An 18,265-nucleotide genomic window follows, 5' to 3' on the forward strand; every position below is an offset into this window, starting at 1 on the left:
GTGCCGCCCATATGACGGCATCGGATGGGGCGCCCTTTCTGCCGCCTCCCCCGTGGTGGGGGCGTCCCGTCCATCCCCCGCTTCAGCGGTCGGCGGTCAGTTGAAGTCGCCGCCCGGCGCCATGTCGTGGAAGCGCGAGTAGTGGCCCTGGAAGGCCACGGTGATCGTCGCGGTCGGACCGTTACGGTGCTTGGCCACGATCAGGTCGGCCTCGCCCGGGCGCACGTCCTTGTCGTAGACCGAGTCACGGTGCAGCAGGATGACCATGTCGGCGTCCTGCTCGATCGAGCCGGACTCACGCAGGTCGCTGATGGCGGGCTTCTTGTCCTGGCGCTGCTCGGGACCACGGTTCAGTTGCGAGAGTGCGATGACCGGAACCTGCAGCTCCTTCGCGATGAGCTTGAGGCTACGGGAGAACTCCGAGACCTCCTGTTGACGGGACTCGACACGCTTTCCCGAGGTCATCAGCTGCAGGTAGTCGATGATGACCATCCGCAGGCCCTCGCGCTGCTTGAGCCGACGGCATTTGGCGCGGATCTCGACCAGGGTCATGTTCGGGCTGTCGTCGATGTAGAGCGGCGCGTCGTTGATGCGCCCTCGGGTCGCGGCGACCGTGGTCCAGTCGCGAGGATCGAGGTTTCCCTTTCGCATGTTCTGCAGCGGGATCTGGCCCTCGGCGCTGAGCAGACGCATCGCGATCTCGCTCTTGCCCATCTCGAGCGAGAAGAAGACGGAGGGAAGGTTGTGACCGATGGAGGCCGCGCGCGCGAAGTCGAGTGCGAGCGTCGACTTACCCATGGCGGGTCGAGCGGCGACGACGATCATCTGCCCGCCGTGCAGACCGTTGGTGAGCTCGTCGAGCTCCTTGAAGCCCGTCGGGACGCCCGTCATCGATCCGTCGCGGCCGCTGGCGGCCTCGATCTCTTCGAGCGCGGCGTCGACCGCGATCTGCAGCGGGACGTAGTCCTCGGTGGTCTCGGAGCCCGTGATCGAGTAGATCTCAGCCTGAGCGTTGTTGACGAGGTCGGTCGCGTCGCCCTGCCCGTCGTAGCCGAGCTGCACGATGCGGGTGCCGGCGTCGACCAGACGGCGGAGGATCGCACGCTCCGAGACGATTCCCGCGTAGTAGCCGGCGTTCGCCGCGGTGGGGACGATCGAGGTGAGCGTGTGCAGGTAGTCGGCACCGCCGGCGCGGCTGAGCTCGCCCGTCTTGATGAGTTCGTCGGTGACGGCGACGACGTCGGTCGGCTCGCCGTGCGAGTAGAGCGAGAGGATCGCCTCGAAGATGAGCTCGTGCTTGGGGATGTAGAAGTCGGCGCCCCTCAGTGTCTCGATGACGTCTGCGACCGCATCCTTCGACAGCAGCATTCCACCGAGCGCGCTCTGCTCCGCGAGGAGGTCGTGCGGAGGGGTCCGCTCGGGCGGACGCTTGCCGCCGAGGCGATCCTCGGAGATGTCAGCGATCGACACAGTGTTCCCTTCGATGCGACGAGCGTGATGAGGCGGAGCTGCAACCCGGGTCCTGTGCTGCGCCGTCGCGGCTTTCGAAGCCCTCTGTGCAGCAAACCAGGTGCTTCCGACATCGGGTCGCTCGACCACGCTACGAGCGGGGGTTTTCGGTCGCAACACTGCCTGTGGATAACTATGTGGAAAGCGTGCGAACAAGTCCGGAGAGTCTGTGCAGAACACATGTGGATAACCCGGTGGACTACCTCTGATCAGACTTTTCTTTAGCTATCTGAACTGGGCTTTTTAGTTTCCCCACCCTGTGGATGAGAAAGTGCTTCAACTGCGCATTGAAGGTTCGCGCGATCCGGTGCGGGATGTGTAGAACCTGGGGAAAGTCAAGCCGAGATTTCACCGGGCGCGTCACACGACGCAACGCCCGGAAATGTGCGCGAGATGTCGTCGTCTTCGAGCAGATCCCTCTAGACACGCCCGAATACCGGGAGTATCGTCACCCCCAATCGACGCGACGTGCGTCGGACGAACGATCGTCTCTCGGGGGAGGGAAGTCGACGTGAACGCTCAGGCAACCCGGCGCGGCCTTCCGGCCATCGCCCTCTGGGGTGGCATGGGCGCGCTCGCGTGGGCGGCGATCACCGTCCTCACCGGAGGATCCGCCGCGCATGCCGACGAGGGCTCCGACGCCCCCCTGCTCGACGGAGTCACGTCGCTCGTGAGCCAGACGGTCTCGTCGGTGGGCGACACGGTCACCGCAGTGACCTCGCCGATCGTCACGCAGGTCGTGAAGCCGGTCGTCACAGAGGTCGTCGCACCCGTCGTGACCCAGGTGGTCGCCCCGGTGCAGCAGGCCGCTCCCCCGGTCGTCGAGCACGTCTCCGATACGGTCACTCAGGTCCCCGTCGTGGGGCCCGCCGCCGCTCCCGTCATCGAGGCGGTCACCGACACCGCACAGGCCGTGGTCACTCCGGTCACTGATCTGCTCACCGAGGCTCCGGTCTCTCAGATCGTCACCCCGGTGCAGGATGCTCTCGCAGCCCTCCCCGGTGTCGGCCGTCTGATCGAGGAGCTCGGCGTCGACACGCTGCTCGACGACGTCGTCGGTGTCGTCGATGCGACGACGGACGTGGTGGGCGGAGTGGTGGAGAACACCGTTCCGCCCGTGCTCGTCGCCCTCGACCCGAGCCGCTCCGAGAGCGGTTCGGCGCTCCCCGGTCTGGACTCCCTGGGCTTCGATGTCTACAGCCGCGCGGCCTCGACGCCTCAGGCCATCACTGCGCCCGCACGTGCGAAGGCGGCCGCTGACTCCGCAGCGTCCGCTCTTCAGCCGGTGGCTCTCCCCGCTGCCCCGGATACGAGTGCGTCCGGATCCGATGAGACAGCGCCCGTCGAGGCGCCTGTCGGTGCCCCCGCCGCTCCTGCCTCCTCCGCCGGTTCCGGCGGAGCATCCGCTCTCTCCCACGCGCGTCTCAGCGACGTGGGCGTTCCTGCGTTCCGTGCTGTGGAACGCACCCCCGGTGCACCCGACGACGTCCTGCCGACGTCTCTGGTCGCCGACACCGACGTCTCTCCTGACTGACGGGTTGTCCGGTCGTTCCTCGTGAACGACAGATGCCGTGCTGCACGCGCACATCTTCTTTCGCGCGCACCCATCCAGACCCACCCAACTCAGTCAGGAGAAGGTCATCATGCGTACTTTCATCAAGCGGGCCCTGTGGGGCACGCTTCTCGCCGGCGGGATCACCCTGCTCGGCGCGACGGCCGCCAATGCGGCAGACACCTCGGGAGAAGACGGTCTTCTCTCGGGCACTCAGGCGGTTGCACCGATCTCGGTGCCCGTCACGATCGTGGACAACGCGGTCTCGATCCTCGGGAGCTCCTCCGCTCAGCCGGCCCCCGCACCTGCGCCCGCCCCGGCCCCGGCTCCGGCGCCCGCTCCGGCTCCCACCACGAGCGGCGATTCCGGCACCGCATCCGGCACCCAGGCCGTCGTGGACGTCACGGTGCCCGTGACGGTGACCGGCAACGCGGTCACGGTGCTCGGCGACTCGTCGGGCACTGCGGCTCCGGCAGCGCCGGCCGAGGCTCCCCAGGCCCCGGCACCCACCGCTCCGGCGCCGTCGATCACGACCAACGGCGTCGACGGTCTGCTGTCGGGCACCCAGGCCCTGCTGCACGTCGACGTCCCCGTCACCGTGTCGGGCAACTCCATCGCAGTGCTCGGCGAGAGCGAGACTCTCGGCCAGGATGCCGCAGCACCGGCCTCCTCGAGCGCACCGACGAGCGGCTCCGTCGCCCCGACCACGTCGGGTGATGACGGCGTCGGCAGCGGGACGCAGGTCACCGCACCGGTCACGGCACCCGTGAACGTCTCGGGCAACGCCATCTCGGTCCTCGGAGAGAGCTCGGCGACGGGCGGAACGGCTTCGTCTTCGCCGGCGACGTCACCCGCCACGACGACCGGCACTTCCGGTGACGACGGCATCCTCGGCGGCAGTCAGGTCACCGCACCCGTCGCCGCACCCGTGACCGCCACCGGCAACGCGATCTCCGTCCTCGGAGAGAGCGCCGTCACCGGCGGAACCGGAACCACCGCACCCGCTGCGGGCGGCACGACCGGCGGCACCACCACCGGTGACGACGGCATCCTCGGCGGCACCCAGGTCACCGCACCCGTCACCGCACCCGTGACCGCGACCGGGAACGCCATCTCCCTCCTCGGAGAGAGCGCGGCGAACGGCGGAACGGCTCCGGCCACTCCCGCCGCTCCGACGGCCCCCGCGACGGGAGCTGCAACGTCCGGCGATGACGGGGTCGGCAACGGCACCCAGGTCACCGCACCGGTCACCGCACCCATCGCCGCGACCGGGAACGCGATCTCCGTCCTCGGAGACAGCGCCGTCACCGGCGGAACCGGAACCACCGCACCCGCTGCGGGCGGCACGACCGGCGGCACCACCACCGGTGACGACGGCATCCTCGGCGGCACCCAGGTCACCGCACCGGTCACCGCACCCGTGACCGCCACCGGCAACGCGATCTCCGTCCTCGGAGACAGCGCCGTCACCGGCGGAACCGGAACCACCGCACCCGCTGCGGGCGGCACGACCGGCGGCACCACCACCGGTGACGACGGCATCCTCGGCGGCACCCAGGTCACCGCACCGATCGCGCTTCCGATCACCATCGGCGGCAACGCCATCGCCGTGGTCGGCGACAGCACGGTGACGACCCCGGGCACCACTCCGGGAACCGACCCCGGGACGGACCCGGGAACGGGCCCCGGGACAGACCCGGGCACCAACCCCGGAACTGACCCCGGAACCACGCAGGGAACCGCCTCCGGCATGACGCTCACCGCAGGTCTCACCAGCGGCGGTGCGGTGACCGCGGCCGGATCAGCGCAGGGACTCGCCGCCACCGGCGGCTCGTCCTCGCTCGGATACGCCGCGGTGGCCGCGCTCCTGCTCCTCCTCGGAGCCGGAATGCTGCGCCGTCGCCACGTGACGGCGTAGCCAGACCCCGGCGGTGTCGTCATCCTCGGGGGAGGAGATGCGGCACCGCCGGTGTGCGGATCCCGTGACGCGGTGAGCAAGGGTCCCCAGCCCAGCCCGCGGTCTGCGATGCCGCACAGTTCACGGATGCCCCGCGTCCCCAGCGCGGGGCATCCGTCGTGCCCTCGTTCGCGATTCGGACCAGCCGCGGAGGATCGCCTGCCTAGACTCGCTCGGGGAGGTCACCATGCAGATCGATCACCGTCGTCCGGCACGCGCGCCTCGGCCAGCGCCAAGACATCGGCGATCGCACGCTCGCACGACCCCAGCCGCGGGGCTCCCCCGGTGACCCTCAGCTCGAGACGTCTGCGGTGGGCGGTCAACGGCGCTCGGACGTTCGATGTTCCGATGGATGCGACTCGCACGGTTCTTGCCGAGATCGACCGTGCGGTGCGGGCCGCGCACTTTCGACCGGATGCGCCGTCACACGACTCGGGTGCGCACGCGGTCTATCGACGAGGATCAGCCCTGGGCGATGTCCTGATCGGGGGCAGCGGCCTCTCAGCACTCACGACCCGGCTCGGTCCCCTCTCGGTGCACGGAGCCATCGTCGTCTGGCTCGGTGAGCACGGCCCCGATTCCGCTCGGGTGATCATCTCGCTGGTGGCGGGCTCACACGTGGGTGGCGACTTCGTCGATGCCGTCGAGGATGTCTTGCGCCTCATCCATTCCCGTGGAATTCCCGTGGAGGATGCGGGGTGGTCACGTGCAGCCGACGTCGATCGAACGTCGCCCGCGAACCCTCGCCGAGCCGCAGAGCTCGGTCTCATCTGACCCGCACACGCAGAACGCCCCCTGTCCCGAAGGACAGGGGGCGTTCGAGAGCGTCGCGCCTTACTTGGCGGCGACGACCTGCAGGGTGATGACTGCGGTCACGTCGTCGTGCAGACGAACCGTGGCCTCGTGCTCGCCCGTCGTCTTGATCGCCGACGGGATGTGCACCTTGCGCTTGTCGATCGAGCCGAGACCTGCGGCTGCGACAGCATCCGCGATGTGATCGGTTTTGACCGAACCGAAGAGACGACCCTCGTTGCCGGCCTTGACGGCCAGGCGCACCTTGGTGCTCTCGAGGGAGTTCTTCAGGGCCACGGCCTCGTCGCGGTCGTGGATCGCACGCGCCTGACGAGCAGCCTGGATCGAAGCGACCTGCTTTTCGCCACCGCGGGTCCACGCCGTAGCGAAGCCCTGGGGGATGAGGTAGTTGCGGGCGAACCCGTTCTTGACCTCGACCACGTCACCGGCGCTACCAAGCCCGGCGACCTCGTTCGTGAGAATCAGCTTTGCCATCTCGTTACCCCTTACCGGCCGGCGCCAGCGTAGGGCAGGAGTGCCATTTCGCGTGCGTTCTTGATCGCGGTGGCGATCAGACGCTGCTCCTGCACCGAAACACCGGTGATACGACGGGCACGGATCTTGCCGCGCTCCGAGACGAACTTACGGAGGGTGGAGACATCCTTGTAATCGATGACTCCGACCCGGATCGACTTCGCGGGAGCGGTGGGCTTGCCACCCTTCCGCGGCTTGCGGCGGTCGCCGCTCGACTTTCCAGCCATTGTTTTTCCTTAGTTTTGAGACAGATGCCGAAGCATCCGGAGATCCTGTTTCAGAAGGGGGTGTCGTCGCCGAAGCTGCCCGGAGTGCTCCAGGCATCGGCGCTGGTCGACGAGCCGGGCGTGGACCACGGCTCCTCCGACACCTGCTGCTGCTGAGCGGGGCGCGACTGTCCGCCGCCACCGCCGCCGCCACCGGTCGAGGCCGCACGGGTGACCTGTGCAGTCGCGTACCGAAGCGAGGGGCCGATCTCGTCGACCTCCAGCTCGATCGCGGTGCGCTGGTTGCCCTCGCGGTCCTGGTAGGAGCGCTGACGCAGACGGCCCTGCGCCATGACGCGCATGCCCTTGGTCAGCGAACCCGCCACGTGCTCGGCGAACTCACGCCAGACCGACGCACGGAGGAACAGCGCTTCGCCGTCCTTCCACTCGTTGGCGGCGCGGTCGAAGTTCCGAGGCGTCGAAGCGATGGTGAAGTTCGCCACCGGCAGTCCGTTCTGCGTGTAACGCAGCTCGGGGTCGGCCGTGAGGTTTCCCACCACGGTGATGACTGTTTCGCCGGCCATCGGACTCAGGCCTTCGCAGCCTTGGCGGCCTTGCGGGCAGCCTTCTCTTCAGTGCGCTTGGCCTCCGAAGCGACCATCGCCTGAGCTTCCTCAGAGCGAAGGACCTTCGTACGCATGATCTGCTCGTTCAGCTTCAGCTGACGGTCGAGCTCCTGCGTGGCCTCGCTGGTGGCGGTGAAGTTGACGACGGCGTAGATGCCCTCGTTCTTCTTCTGGATCTCGTAAGCCAGACGGCGCTTGCCCCAGATGTCGACCTTGTCAATCGAGCCACCATCGTTGGTGATGACCTTCAGGAACTTGTCGAGCGTAGGGGCGACCTGGCGCTCGTCGATCTCGGGGGTCAGAATGACCATGAGTTCGTACTGGTGCGTCACTTACCCACCTCCTTCGGACTAGAACGGCTTCCGGGACTTTCCCGGAAGCAGGAGGGTGTGTGCACGTCATCCGCCGAGCCACCCGAGTGGGTGCCTGATGGCAGACAACCTTGACAGTCTAGCGGAGAAAACTTCGGACTGCCCCCACACGCATTGGCCCAGAGTTGGCATGCTGGTATTCGTGCGTGCCGACAGGCACGACGACGACCGAAGGGGGAACGCCATGCGCGTGAACAAGTGGGGTGTCGGCGTCATGCTCGCCGCCGCCGTAGTGCTGACCGGATGTACCGCAGGTTCTGACGAGCCTGCCGAAGACAAGCCCACCTCGGCTGCGGAAGAGACCACCGCACCCGAGTCCGACTGCCCCGAGCTGACCGAAGGCGCGACCGTCGACGGTGCGGCCCTGGGTGCCTGCATCACCGAGGCGATGACCGACACCGCCGGGTACGCCGCCAAGACCAGCATCCTGGGCATGGACACGACCGCCCGGTACAACCCGGGAACGGATGCCGTCGAGACGATCACGCCCATGGGATCGCTGATCGTGATCGGTGACGACGCCTGGGTCAAGACCTCCACGAGCGAGTGGCAGGTCGCAGACCCCAACTCGAGCGATCCGATCATCGCCGCCCTCAGCAGCGGTGCGCAGACCGCCGCCGACACCGACCCCGCGACCGCCGCAGGCGCTCTGACCGGCGACTTCACCGTCACCGGCACGGGCACGCGCCTGGGCCAGGACGTCTACCTCCTGACCGGCACCTCCGAGGCGCAGGGCGTGGCCGTCGACGTGACCTTCGAGGTCACGAGCGACTATGTGGTGCTCGCCACCACCGGCACCACCGAGGCCGCCGGCCAGACCATCGAGACCTCGCTGGAGATCACCGAGTGGGACGTCGAGCAGGACATCGTCGCACCGCTCTGATCCACGAGCAGACACTGCGGGCCGGGGCGATCGCCTCGGCCCGCAGCGCGTTCGGGAGCCTGATGCCGGCCCCCGCACTCACAGCGGGCGGCGGGCCATCCGCACGACGAGGTAGATCAGGTACGCGCCGCCGAGCACGAGCGTGACCACGCCGACCGGCAGCGCGTGCTTCGGCACGGCGTTCTGCGCGATGATGTCGGCGAGCGAGAGCAGGGTCGCCCCCATCAGTGCGGTGGCGACCAGGTGTGCCGGGCCGTTCTTGACGATGAGTCGGGCGAGGTGGGGCGCGGCGAGCGCGATGAACGCGACAGGTCCGATGACGGCGGTGACCACACCGGTGAGTCCGACCGCGATCGCGACGAGTCCGGTCTTGGTGGCCCCCATGCGCCCGCCGAGACTGGTGCCGATGTCGTCGCCGAGCTCGACGAGCCAGAGTCCGCGCCGCACGCACACGAGCACGACGATCAGCGCGCTCACCACCAGGATCGGTGGCAGCGCCTGGTTCCATCCGACGCCGTTCAGCGTCCCGGCATCCCAGATCGCGGCGGAGATCGCCACCTCGCGGCGGGCGCGCAGCAGCATCCAGGCATTGACCGCCGCCAGTACTGCGCTCACGCCGATGCCGACGATCACGATGCGGTATCCGAGCGCTCCGCGTCCGGCGATCAGCAGGGCGACGAGTGCTGCCGTGGCGAAACCGCCGAGGATCGCGCCGATCGCGACCGCGAAGCCGGAGCCGCTGCCGCTGGTCATGACGATCAGGGCGCCCGTATAGGCACCGGTCGTCAGTCCGATCACGTCCGGACTGCCGAGCGGGTTGCGCGTGATGGTCTGGAAGACGGTTCCCGAGAGCGCCAGCGCCGCCCCGAAGAACACCGCGGCGAGCGCCCGCGGCAGCCGCCAGTCGACCACGACCATGCGGATGCCGCCGTCGGTCTCGAACAGAGCCTGGATGACCCGGATCGGCGAGAACACGGTGTCGCCGATCGACAGACCTGCCACGAACGACACGACGAGCGCGCCCACGAGGATGCCCATCGCGATCCGTCCGCGACGGTCGAGGGTGCGGCGTGCCTGCCGCAGGAACGTGCGGGTGTCGGCGGTCACAGCTGCACCGGGTTCCTGCGGCGGCCGATCCAGATCAAGAACGGCGCCGCGACGAAGGCCATCACGATGCCGACCGGCACCTCCTGCGGCGCGATGATCGCGCGGCCGATGACGTCGCCGAGCACGACGACGATCGCACCGATCACGGCAGCGAGCGGCACGATGGCCTTCTGCGAGGCGCCGACGACTCCACGGGCGATATGGGGAGCCGCGAGACCGAGGAACGCGATCGGACCGGCGATCGCGGTCGCCGTACCCGCGAGCAGGGTCACGGCGACGACCGCCGCGGTGCGCAGCCGACCGATCTTGACGCCGAGCGCCGCAGCCGTCTCGTCGCCGAGGGCGAGCACGTCGAGGCTGCGCGTCATCAGCAGGGCGACGACGAGCCCGAGGGCGATCATGGGTCCGGCGGCGATGAGGATCGAGAGGTCTCGACCCGCGAGGGCACCTGATTCCCAGCTGCGCATCTGCAGGAAGGCGGTCGGGTTCAGCAGCACGAGTGCCGTCGTGATTCCGCCGAGGACCGCGGCGAGCGCGACGCCCGACAGCACGAGGGTCACGGGGCTGCCGCCGCCCGCGGCTCCGAGCAGCACCACTCCGATCGTCGCCACGAGTGCTCCTACGAGTGCGAAGACCATGAGGTGCGGGAAGTCGTGGATGCCGAGGGCGGCGACCGCGATCGCGACGGCCACGGATGCTCCCGCGTTGACCCCCAGGATGCCGGGATCGGCGAGCGCGTTGCGGGTGAGTCCCTGCATCACGGCGCCTGCGGCGCCCAACGCGAGACCGACGACGAGACCGAGCACGGTGCGGGGGATGCGCGATTCCCGCACGACGAGCTGCAGATCGCTGCCGTCGAACCGCAGGATCGCATCGACGACGGTGCCGAGTCCGACCATCTTCGTGCCGACCGTCAGTCCGACGAACGCGGTCGCGAGCAGCGCGAACACCGCGAGCACGACGACGAGCGCGACCCGCCCGGCGGACACCCGGTGCGGATCGCGGCTCGTGCGTGCGAGTGCGGTCACTCGACGGTGCGCGCCGGTCCGTCGCCTGCCACAGCATCCGCGAGGGCGGGGACGAGAGCGTCGAGCACATAGGGAAGGCTCAGTGCCGAAGTGAAGTAGATCGCGCCGGCGGTGACGCCGTCGGTGTAGACCACCGACCTGTTCTGCATGGCGCTGATCGCGGTGACGAACGGCTCGTTCTCGAGCGCGGTGATGTCGTCATCCGACTCGGTTCCCCAGATGAGCACGTCGGCGGAGTTGAGCACGTCGAGGTTCTCGACCGGGATGTTGGCCTGTCCGCCCGAACTGTCCTCGGGCGCGTAGGCGTCGATCTCCGAGGGGATCGTGAAGCCGAGATCCGTGAGGAAGTCGGTGCTCAGGCCGTCCTGGTAGGCGATGGCGGCGCCGTCGTAGATCGCGTTCTGCAGGAAGACGATCGACTTTCCGGCGAACTCGGGGTGCGCCTCGGCGGCCTCCGCGAACTGCGCGTCGATGTCGTCGACGAGCTGCTGCGCCTCATCCTTCAGGCCGACGGCCTCGCCGATCTGGAGCGTCTGCACGTCCCACGGCTCGAAGTACATCGAGTAGTCGCCCGAGTGGGCGACGGTCGGCGCGATCTCCGAGAGGCGGTCGTAGTCCTCTTCGGTCAGCCCCGCGTTGGTGCCGATGATCAGGTCGGGGTCGAGCAGCGCGATCGCCTCGAAGTCGAGACCGTCGCTGGTGGTGAGCACCTCGGGCTCCGAGTCGCCCCGCGCCTCGTCCGCCCAGGGCCAGGAGGCGAAGTCGTAGCCGCCGTACCACTCGGTGACGCCGACCGGCTTCACCCCGAGGGCCCACAGGGTGTCCTGCTCGGTGACGCCGACCGTCACGACGCGCTGCGGCTGCTCGGAGATCGTCGTGTCGCCATACGCGTGCTCGACCGTGACCGGGAACGCGTCGGAATCGACCACGGGGGCGCCGTCGGTGTTCTCGGCCGCGGGGGCGCAGGAGGTGAGTGCGGCTGCGGAGACGACCGCGGCGAGGAGGGCGCCGAGCGCCTTCGTGCGGGAGAGGGGCATGGAGGGACCTGTTCGCTCAGATAAGGGTTGCCTAAGCTTATCCAGAACCGCGCTGGGCACACATCAGGTCTCCCTCACGGGAGGAGGTGAACGAGCGACGGACTCACCTACCGAGCGAACGGGTGAGCGAGCGCGGGTGCGCGTCAGGCGGATGCGTCGGCGAGACGCCGTTCGACATCGGCGAGCTCGGCGCGGATCTGCACGAACGATTCCGGTGTGAAGCGCCGTACCTGCAGGTCGAGGATCGCCTGGGCCGCGATGTCGCTGACCTCGAATGCCTCCGCGACGGCCGCGACCGCCGCCGCGGTGTCTCCGGGAGATTCTGCGCAGACCCGCAGCAGCTCCTCCGGTCGCTCGAGAACCCTGACGTAGGCGGAGAGTATCTCGCGAAGGGCCTGCAGGTTTCCTCGGTCCTCATCCATGCGGCCACTGTACGACGGGAGCACGGTCGTCGCGAAGACGGTCGCACGTCTCGGATGGCCGACGCGCAGCATCCGTACTGCGTCGGCGCGTTCTCTCGCGTTGCGTGCACGGCCGAGACGCGGCGCACGAGCGAACGAGAGGGCGGCCCTACGAAGCGGCGACCCAGCGAAGCGGTGACGGATCGAAGGGGCGACCGACCGACGACGCGGCTCAGTCGATGACGGGGGCGATCTCCGACCAGACGGTGCGCTCGTTCGTCGACGGCGCGATCGGGATGCGGCCCGCGCCGTCGGGCTCGGGGATCGCGGCGAGCAGCGCCTGCGTGTACGGATGCTGCGGCGCAGACCACACGCGGTCGGTCGCGCCCGCTTCGAGCACCCGGCCGGCGAACATCACGAAGGTGCGGTCGGCGATGCGACGGACGACGGCCAGGTCGTGCGAGATGAACAGCATCCCCGCGCCGGATTCGGCGACGAGGTCGCGCATGAGACCGGCGACGCTGGTCTGAGTCGATGCGTCCAGGGCAGAGATCGGCTCATCGGCGACGAGCAATGACGGTCGAGCAGCGAGCGCCCGCGCGATCGCGAGACGCTGCTTCTGACCGCCCGAGAACTGGTGCGGGAAGCGTGTGGCGACCTCGGTCGGCAGTCCGACGCGTTCGAGCCACTCGGCGACCGTCGACCCTGCGGCACCGCGGGCGCGGGCGGTGGCGATGCCGTCGGCGATCTGGTCGCCCACGCGGCGCCGCGGGTTCAGCGACGTCGACGGATCCTGGAACACCATCTGGATGCCGGTGAGCGCCACGTTGCGACGGCGGATGCCGAGCGGCGTGACGGGCGCATCGCGGAAGCGCACCTCTCCCCCGGCGAGCTTCTCGATACCGACGACCGCGCGGGCCAGGCTCGACTTGCCGCTGCCGGACTCGCCCACCAGCGCCACGGTCTCTCCGGGGGCGACGGTCAGCGAGACGCCGTCGACGGCCACCACCGGCGGGCTTCCGGGATAGCGGACGACGACATCCTGCGCGTCGAGGACGGCGACTTCACTCATCTCGGGCCTCCTCAGCGGCATCCGACAGGTCAGCATCCGACAGCACCGGATCCAGGACCGTGACATCGGCTTCCGCGATCTCGAGCTTCGACCCTGGCAGAGCGGCCAGCAGCGTGCGGGTGTACTCGTGCTGCGGGTCGCGGAACAGCGTCGCGCGGTCGGCCCGTTCGACGATCCGCCCGTTCTTCATCACCGCGACCTCGTCGGCGATCGCACTCATGACACCCAGGTCGTGGGTCACGAGCAGCACGGCGAGGTTGCGTTCGGTCGCGAGGTCGCGCAGCAGCCGCAGGATGCCGGCCTGCACGGTGACATCGAGCGCGGTGGTCGGCTCATCGGCCAGCAGCACCTCGGGATCGCACGCGAGGGCGCACGCGATCGCGATGCGTTGACGCTGACCGCCCGAGAACTGGTGCGGGTAGCGCTTGAGCGCAGCATCCGGATTCGGCACCTGCACAGTCTCGAGCAGTTCGATGGCCCGGGCCCTCGCGGCCTCGCCGCGCAGACCGAGGTGCACGCGCATGTGATCGGTGAGCTGACGGCCGATCGGCAGCTGCGGGTGCAGCGATGCCGACGGGTCCTGGAAGATCATCGCGATGCGCCTGCCGCGGATGCGGTTGAGGGCCCGGCGGCGCATGCCGACCAGCTCCTCCCCCGCGAGCGTGATCGAACCGCCGGTGCGCGCCTGTCGGGGCAGGAGCCCGAGCACGGCGAGAGACGTGAGCGTCTTGCCCGATCCGGATTCGCCCGCGAGACCGTGGATGCGCCCTGCCTCGAGGTCGAGCGAGACGCCGTGCACGAGCGGACGACCGATCTCGATCGTCAGGTCGCGGATGCTGAGCACTGCGAGGGGAGCCGGGGCGCTCATGCTGCCGCTCCCTTCGCCGAGGCGACGTGGTCGGCCTGCTTCTCGTGGGTGACTTCGGCCGTCGGGTCGAGGATGTCGCGCATCGCGTCACCCAGGAAGTTGAAGGCGAGCACCACGGTCAGGATCGCAAGCCCCGGGAAGACTCCGAGCCACCACGCGTCGAAGTTCTGCATGGCCGCCGAGATCATGGACCCCCACTCCGCGGTCGGCGGCTGCGCGCCGAGACCCAGGAACGAGAGGCCGGAGAGCAGCAGGATCGCCGCGCCGATGTCGAGCGTCGCGAGCACCAGCACGGGGCCGGCGATGTTCGGCAGGATGTCGACGAACAGCGTCCGCAGCGGCGAGTGCCCGAGCAGACGACCCGCGATCACGTAGTTCTGCCCGCGGAGGCCGAGCACGATGCTGCGGGTGACTCGCGAGTACTGCGGCCACGAGACGACGATCGCCGCGATCACCGCATTGAACAGCGACGGGCCGAGGGATGCCGCCACCACCATCGCGAGGATGACCGTCGGGAAGGCCATGAACAGGTCGGTGATGCGCATCAGCGTCTCGTCGACCCATCCGCCGAAGTAGCCGGCGACGGCCCCGATCACGGTGCCGATGATCATCGCGGCGATCACGAGCATGAGCGCGAGCGGAAGGCTCACGGTCGCACCCGTCATCAGGCGCGAGAAGATGTCGCGGCCGTTGCCGTCGGTGCCGAGCAGCGTGTCGATGCCCGGTGCCTGCAGACGAGGCAGCACCTGCGCGTTGGGGCCGTACGGCACCCACCACTGCGCGGTGAAGGCGACGATGATCCACGCGCCCGCGATCACGGTGCCGATCACGCCGAGCGGCGTACGCCAGGCACGGGGCCAGCGGAACCGGAACCGCCAGGGGCCGGATGCCGAGTCGATGCGGCTCATGCGATCCTCACTCTCGGGTCGAGGACGCCGTAGAGCAGATCGACGACGAAGTTGATGAGGAGGTAGATGAATCCGACGACGAGACCCACGCCCATGATGCCGGGGAGGTCGAGGTTCGCCGCCGAGTTGTAGGCATAGGTGCCCAGGCCCGGCCACGCGAACACCGACTCGACGAGCACGGTGCCGGACAGCAGGGATCCGAAGGCGACGCCGACGACGGTGAGGATCGGCAGGGATGCTCCGCGGAGCACGTAATCGAGGATCACGCGCATCGCCGGGAGGCCCTTCGCCCTGGCAGCGCGCACGTAGTCGCTGCCCAGCACCTCGAGCACCGAGGTGCGGATGAAGCGGGTGAGCAGACCGATCGTCACGAGAGACAGCACCATCACCGGTAGGGCCAGGTGCGCGAGGGCATCGGCGAACCCGACGCCGTCTCCGTTGAGCAGGTAGTCGACCGTGTAGAGCCCGGTGATGCGGGGCGGTGGGGTGATCGACGGCGAGATGCGACCGGAGCCGGGGGCGATCCGCAGCTCGAGGAAGAACACGTAGAAGCTGACGAGTGCGAGCCAGAACGTCGGCACGCTCAGGCCGATCAGCGTCACGATGCGGATCACTTGATCCGTGACGAGTCCACGCCGATAGGCCGCGAGCGTCCCGAGCACGACGCTCACCGCGAGGCTGAGGATGATGGCGCCGATCGCGATCTCGATCGTCGCCGGCACTGCGGTGGCGAGGTCGCTGGTGACCGGTCGCCCGGTCACCAGCGACGTGCCGAGGTCTCCGCGCAGCAGGTTGCCCATGTAGATGAAGTACTGCACGAAGAGAGGCTGGTCGAGGCCCTGCGCCTTGATGAACGCCTCACGCGTCTCGGGGTTCTGCGATGCTCCCTCACCCAGTGCCGCCGACACGGGGTCGCCGGGCACGAGGTTCGTCAGCGCGAACGTCACGATCGTGACGCCCACGAGAAGGAGCAGCGAAGTGCCGATCCGGCGCAGCAGGTATCCGACGAGCGGCGACCTGCGACGCTGTGCTTGCCGTCGCACGGCCACCGTCGTCATGAGTCAGCCCCGATCAGCCGGCAGGCGTGATCTCGGCGATGTCCATCTCCCACACCGAGTTGTACACGGCGCCGGTGACGGCGTCAGCCGTGGCGATGTTGCGGCCGGGGACGATCAGCGGCACGAAGGGGCCCTCGGCCTGCATCGCCTCGGCGAACGAGGTGAAGGCCTCGCTGCGCTGGGCCTCGTCGGTCGCGGCGGCAGCACCGGCTGCGATGCCTGCGATCTCGGGGTTCGCCTCAGCGGCCCAGCCTGCGCGCAGACCGACCTTCAGGCCGGGAGCGAACGGCAGGAAGTTCGCCGAGTCGGCGTAGTCCGGGCCCCAGAACCACAGGCCGAAGCCCTCGGTGCCGTTGACGTATGCGTCGAGCTCGGTGGCGAACGGCGCCGGTGCGAGGTCGACCGTGATGCCGGCATCCTCGAGCTGAGCCTGGATGCGCTCGGCGAGCGGGGTGAACTCCACACCGCCGACCGGGTAGTCGTTCGGGAACTGCAGCTTCAGGGTCTGACCCGTGTAGCCGGCCTCGGCCAGGGCTGCCTTCGACTTCTCGAGGTCCTGCTCCACACCGCTGTCGAGGGCTCCCTCGAATCCGGGCGGGATGACTCCAGTGGCCTGCACGGCGCCGGCACCGGCCAGCTCGAGCAGTGCGTCGTAGTCGAGCGCGTAGCGGATCGCCTCGGCGATCTTGACGTTCGCGAGGTCACCCGCGACGGCCTCCGACTGGTTGAGCAGCAGGAAGATGGTCTGACCGGACGGCACGGACTCGACGTTCAGCCCGTCGCCGAGGCCCGAGACCTGGTCGCCGTTGAGGTCCATCGCGACCATCGAGTCGCCGCCCTTGAGGTTCGCGAGCTGGGTTGCGCTCTCCGAGACGTTGCGCACGACGACGCGGCCGTATGCCGCCTCTTCGTCGCCGTTGTACTCGTCGCTCTTGGTCAGCACGACCTGCGACGAGAGGTCGAGGGTGTCGAGCACGAACGGGCCGGAGCCGGCGGAGGTGCCGTCGAGGAACTCCTGTGCGCTGTCGGAGCCGTCGGTCGCGCCGCCGTTCTCGATCACGACATCGGAGTTGACGATGCCGAGAGCCGGGTTCGCGAGGATCGCGGGCAGCTGCAGCAGCGGCGTCTCGGAGGTGATCGAGATCGTCTTCTCGTCGACCTCGGTGATGGTCAGGCCGCCCAGAAGGAAGTTCGGCTTGGCGTCTTCCATGCCCTGGATGCGCTGCAGGGTGAAGACGACGTCCTTGGCCTCGATCGGCGAGCCGTCGGAGAAGACGCGGTCACCCTCGAGCGTGAAGGTGAACTCGGTCGCCTCGTCGTTCTGCTCCCACGACGCGAGACCGGGCACCGGCGTCGAGACGTCGGAGCCCTCGAAGTCGACGAGCGTCTCGTAGAGCGCCTTCGCGATCATGTTGCCGGTCGGGTCGTAGGTGTGACCCGGGTCAGCGGTCTCGATCGAGAACGCGGTGTCGATGACCAGCGAGTCGGAACCGGAGGATTCTCCCCCGTTGTTCGCCGAGTTGCCACCGGAGCAACCTGCGAGAGCGAAGAGCGCGACGGCTCCGATCGCGATGACGGACGTGCTGCGACGTGACGACATATGGGCCTCCAGGGGCGAGGAGTTTCATCGGGTTCGGTCGACGCCGGGTGGACGACCGGTGATCAGATTCGCATTGTATGGGACTATGTGTCCAGCAAGAATGCAGACGTCATCACAGTCTGTCCAAGACCCCGCGCATGAGGAGCATTGTGTCCACCAAGAGCGACGAAGCCGTGAAGCAATCTGGACGAAGTGCCGCCCCACTGGACGACATCGGATACAGAATCCTCGAGACGCTGCGCGATAACGGTCGGATCTCGATCGCCGCGCTGGCCGAAACCGTGGGGATCTCCCGAGCGAACGCATACACGCGAGTCGAGACGCTCATGCAGGACGGCGTCATCACCGGGTTCAGCGCCCGGGTCGATCAGTCCAAGGCGGGGCTGTCGATCGGTGCGCTCGTCTTCGTGACCGTGCATCCGCAGGCCTGGGCATCGTTCCGCGAGAGCGTGCTCGAGATGCCTGACGTCGAGTGGTGCGCCATCACCACGGGCGAGCACGACGCCATGCTGCTCATCCGCGCCGTCGACGTGAGCGGCGTGCACGAGTTCACGACCGGCGTCGTCGCGCAGCTGCCCGAGGTGCGCACCGTCGTCAGCGTGGTCGTGCTCGACGAGGTGATCCGCCGGTCGTTCCTGCTGCCGAGCGACCTGCCGGAGCGCGACCTGGCGACACCGCTGGGTATGACCAGGTGGACGCCGGCGACGCCGGGTCGAGACATGCTCCCGCCGCGCTGACGGGCGAGCTCGAATCCGA

General features: G+C 68.6%; 19 protein-coding genes. 5 read left to right on the top strand and 14 right to left on the bottom strand.

Features of this window, described 5'->3' with window-relative positions:
• Positions 1-96: 96 nt before the first annotated feature.
• Positions 97-1,470, bottom strand: a complete 1,374-nt coding sequence (gene dnaB / locus MRBLWH13_RS15680; protein WP_056311057.1) for a replicative DNA helicase — start codon at positions 1,468-1,470, stop codon at positions 97-99.
• Between the two features lie 550 nt (positions 1,471-2,020).
• Here dnaB and MRBLWH13_RS15685 point away from each other — a divergent pair.
• The 3 genes from MRBLWH13_RS15685 (at position 2,021) to MRBLWH13_RS15695 (ending at position 5,792) form a co-directional block, all read left to right on the top strand.
• Entirely contained in the window at positions 2,021-3,043 is a 1,023-nt protein-coding gene (locus tag MRBLWH13_RS15685) for a hypothetical protein (RefSeq protein ID WP_341955860.1), read from the top strand.
• Positions 3,044-3,152: 109 nt separating this feature from the next.
• On the top strand, positions 3,153-4,979 hold the full coding sequence (locus MRBLWH13_RS15690) for a chaplin family protein (protein WP_341955861.1): 1,827 nt from the start codon (positions 3,153-3,155) through the stop codon (positions 4,977-4,979).
• A gap of 387 nt (positions 4,980-5,366) precedes the next feature.
• Positions 5,367-5,792 (top strand): hypothetical protein, encoded by a 426-nt coding sequence (locus MRBLWH13_RS15695; RefSeq protein ID WP_341955862.1) that lies wholly within the window; start codon positions 5,367-5,369, stop codon positions 5,790-5,792.
• A 60-nt stretch (positions 5,793-5,852) separates the two neighbouring features.
• Here MRBLWH13_RS15695 and rplI read toward each other — a convergent pair whose 3' ends face one another.
• Genes rplI through rpsF form a run of 4 tightly spaced genes read right to left on the bottom strand, consistent with a single transcriptional unit; the run spans position 5,853 to position 7,508 of the window.
• Positions 5,853-6,305, bottom strand: coding sequence for a 50S ribosomal protein L9 (rplI, locus tag MRBLWH13_RS15700; protein WP_056511701.1), 453 nt, complete (start codon positions 6,303-6,305; stop codon positions 5,853-5,855).
• An 11-nt stretch (positions 6,306-6,316) separates the two neighbouring features.
• Positions 6,317-6,571: a 30S ribosomal protein S18 gene (gene rpsR / locus MRBLWH13_RS15705; RefSeq protein WP_042541518.1), complete on the bottom strand. Its 255-nt coding sequence runs from the start codon at positions 6,569-6,571 to the stop codon at positions 6,317-6,319.
• 50 nt (positions 6,572-6,621) lie between these two features.
• On the bottom strand, positions 6,622-7,134 hold the full coding sequence (locus tag MRBLWH13_RS15710) for a single-stranded DNA-binding protein (RefSeq protein ID WP_056311050.1): 513 nt from the start codon (positions 7,132-7,134) through the stop codon (positions 6,622-6,624).
• A gap of 5 nt (positions 7,135-7,139) precedes the next feature.
• Positions 7,140-7,508, bottom strand: coding sequence for a 30S ribosomal protein S6 (rpsF, locus tag MRBLWH13_RS15715; protein ID WP_341955863.1), 369 nt, complete (start codon positions 7,506-7,508; stop codon positions 7,140-7,142).
• A 223-nt stretch (positions 7,509-7,731) separates the two neighbouring features.
• Between rpsF and MRBLWH13_RS15720 the strand changes: the two genes are divergently transcribed.
• Positions 7,732-8,430 carry a hypothetical protein gene (locus MRBLWH13_RS15720; RefSeq protein ID WP_341955864.1) on the top strand — a complete coding sequence of 233 codons (699 nt, stop codon included), beginning with the start codon at positions 7,732-7,734 and terminating at the stop codon, positions 8,428-8,430.
• 78 nt (positions 8,431-8,508) lie between these two features.
• Here MRBLWH13_RS15720 and MRBLWH13_RS15725 read toward each other — a convergent pair whose 3' ends face one another.
• The 9 genes from MRBLWH13_RS15725 to MRBLWH13_RS15765 all read right to left on the bottom strand — a co-directional run bounded on the left by MRBLWH13_RS15725 (position 8,509) and on the right by MRBLWH13_RS15765 (position 17,509).
• Positions 8,509-9,537: an iron chelate uptake ABC transporter family permease subunit gene (locus MRBLWH13_RS15725; protein ID WP_341955865.1), complete on the bottom strand. Its 1,029-nt coding sequence runs from the start codon at positions 9,535-9,537 to the stop codon at positions 8,509-8,511.
• Positions 9,534-10,565: an iron chelate uptake ABC transporter family permease subunit gene (locus MRBLWH13_RS15730; RefSeq protein ID WP_341955866.1), complete on the bottom strand. Its 1,032-nt coding sequence runs from the start codon at positions 10,563-10,565 to the stop codon at positions 9,534-9,536. Before MRBLWH13_RS15730 ends, MRBLWH13_RS15725 begins: the two co-directional genes overlap by 4 nt.
• Positions 10,562-11,602 (bottom strand): iron-siderophore ABC transporter substrate-binding protein, encoded by a 1,041-nt coding sequence (locus MRBLWH13_RS15735; protein ID WP_341955867.1) that lies wholly within the window; start codon positions 11,600-11,602, stop codon positions 10,562-10,564. Before MRBLWH13_RS15735 ends, MRBLWH13_RS15730 begins: the two co-directional genes overlap by 4 nt.
• A gap of 143 nt (positions 11,603-11,745) precedes the next feature.
• Complete coding sequence (locus MRBLWH13_RS15740) at positions 11,746-12,024, bottom strand: hypothetical protein (protein ID WP_341955868.1); 279 nt, start codon at positions 12,022-12,024, stop codon at positions 11,746-11,748.
• 211 nt (positions 12,025-12,235) lie between these two features.
• Positions 12,236-13,075, bottom strand: a complete 840-nt coding sequence (locus MRBLWH13_RS15745) for an ATP-binding cassette domain-containing protein (protein ID WP_341955869.1) — start codon at positions 13,073-13,075, stop codon at positions 12,236-12,238.
• Positions 13,068-13,943, bottom strand: a complete 876-nt coding sequence (locus MRBLWH13_RS15750; RefSeq protein WP_341955870.1) for an ABC transporter ATP-binding protein — start codon at positions 13,941-13,943, stop codon at positions 13,068-13,070. Before MRBLWH13_RS15750 ends, MRBLWH13_RS15745 begins: the two co-directional genes overlap by 8 nt.
• The gene (locus MRBLWH13_RS15755; protein WP_311245631.1) at positions 13,940-14,851 is read right to left on the bottom strand and encodes an ABC transporter permease; all 912 of its coding nucleotides are present in this window, start codon (positions 14,849-14,851) and stop codon (positions 13,940-13,942) included. The genes MRBLWH13_RS15750 and MRBLWH13_RS15755 overlap by 4 nt, the downstream gene beginning before the upstream one ends.
• On the bottom strand, positions 14,848-15,909 hold the full coding sequence (locus tag MRBLWH13_RS15760; RefSeq protein ID WP_053098208.1) for an ABC transporter permease: 1,062 nt from the start codon (positions 15,907-15,909) through the stop codon (positions 14,848-14,850). The genes MRBLWH13_RS15755 and MRBLWH13_RS15760 overlap by 4 nt, the downstream gene beginning before the upstream one ends.
• Positions 15,910-15,922: 13 nt before the next feature.
• Entirely contained in the window at positions 15,923-17,509 is a 1,587-nt protein-coding gene (locus MRBLWH13_RS15765) for an ABC transporter substrate-binding protein (protein ID WP_341955871.1), read from the bottom strand.
• 149 nt (positions 17,510-17,658) lie between these two features.
• On the opposite strand from MRBLWH13_RS15765, the gene MRBLWH13_RS15770 reads away from it, so the two are divergent.
• The gene (locus tag MRBLWH13_RS15770) at positions 17,659-18,246 is read left to right on the top strand and encodes an Lrp/AsnC family transcriptional regulator (RefSeq protein ID WP_228385602.1); all 588 of its coding nucleotides are present in this window, start codon (positions 17,659-17,661) and stop codon (positions 18,244-18,246) included.
• Positions 18,247-18,265 lie beyond the last annotated feature (19 nt).

The organism is Microbacterium sp. LWH13-1.2 (genome assembly GCF_038397735.1).
GTDB lineage: Bacteria > Actinomycetota > Actinomycetes > Actinomycetales > Microbacteriaceae > Microbacterium.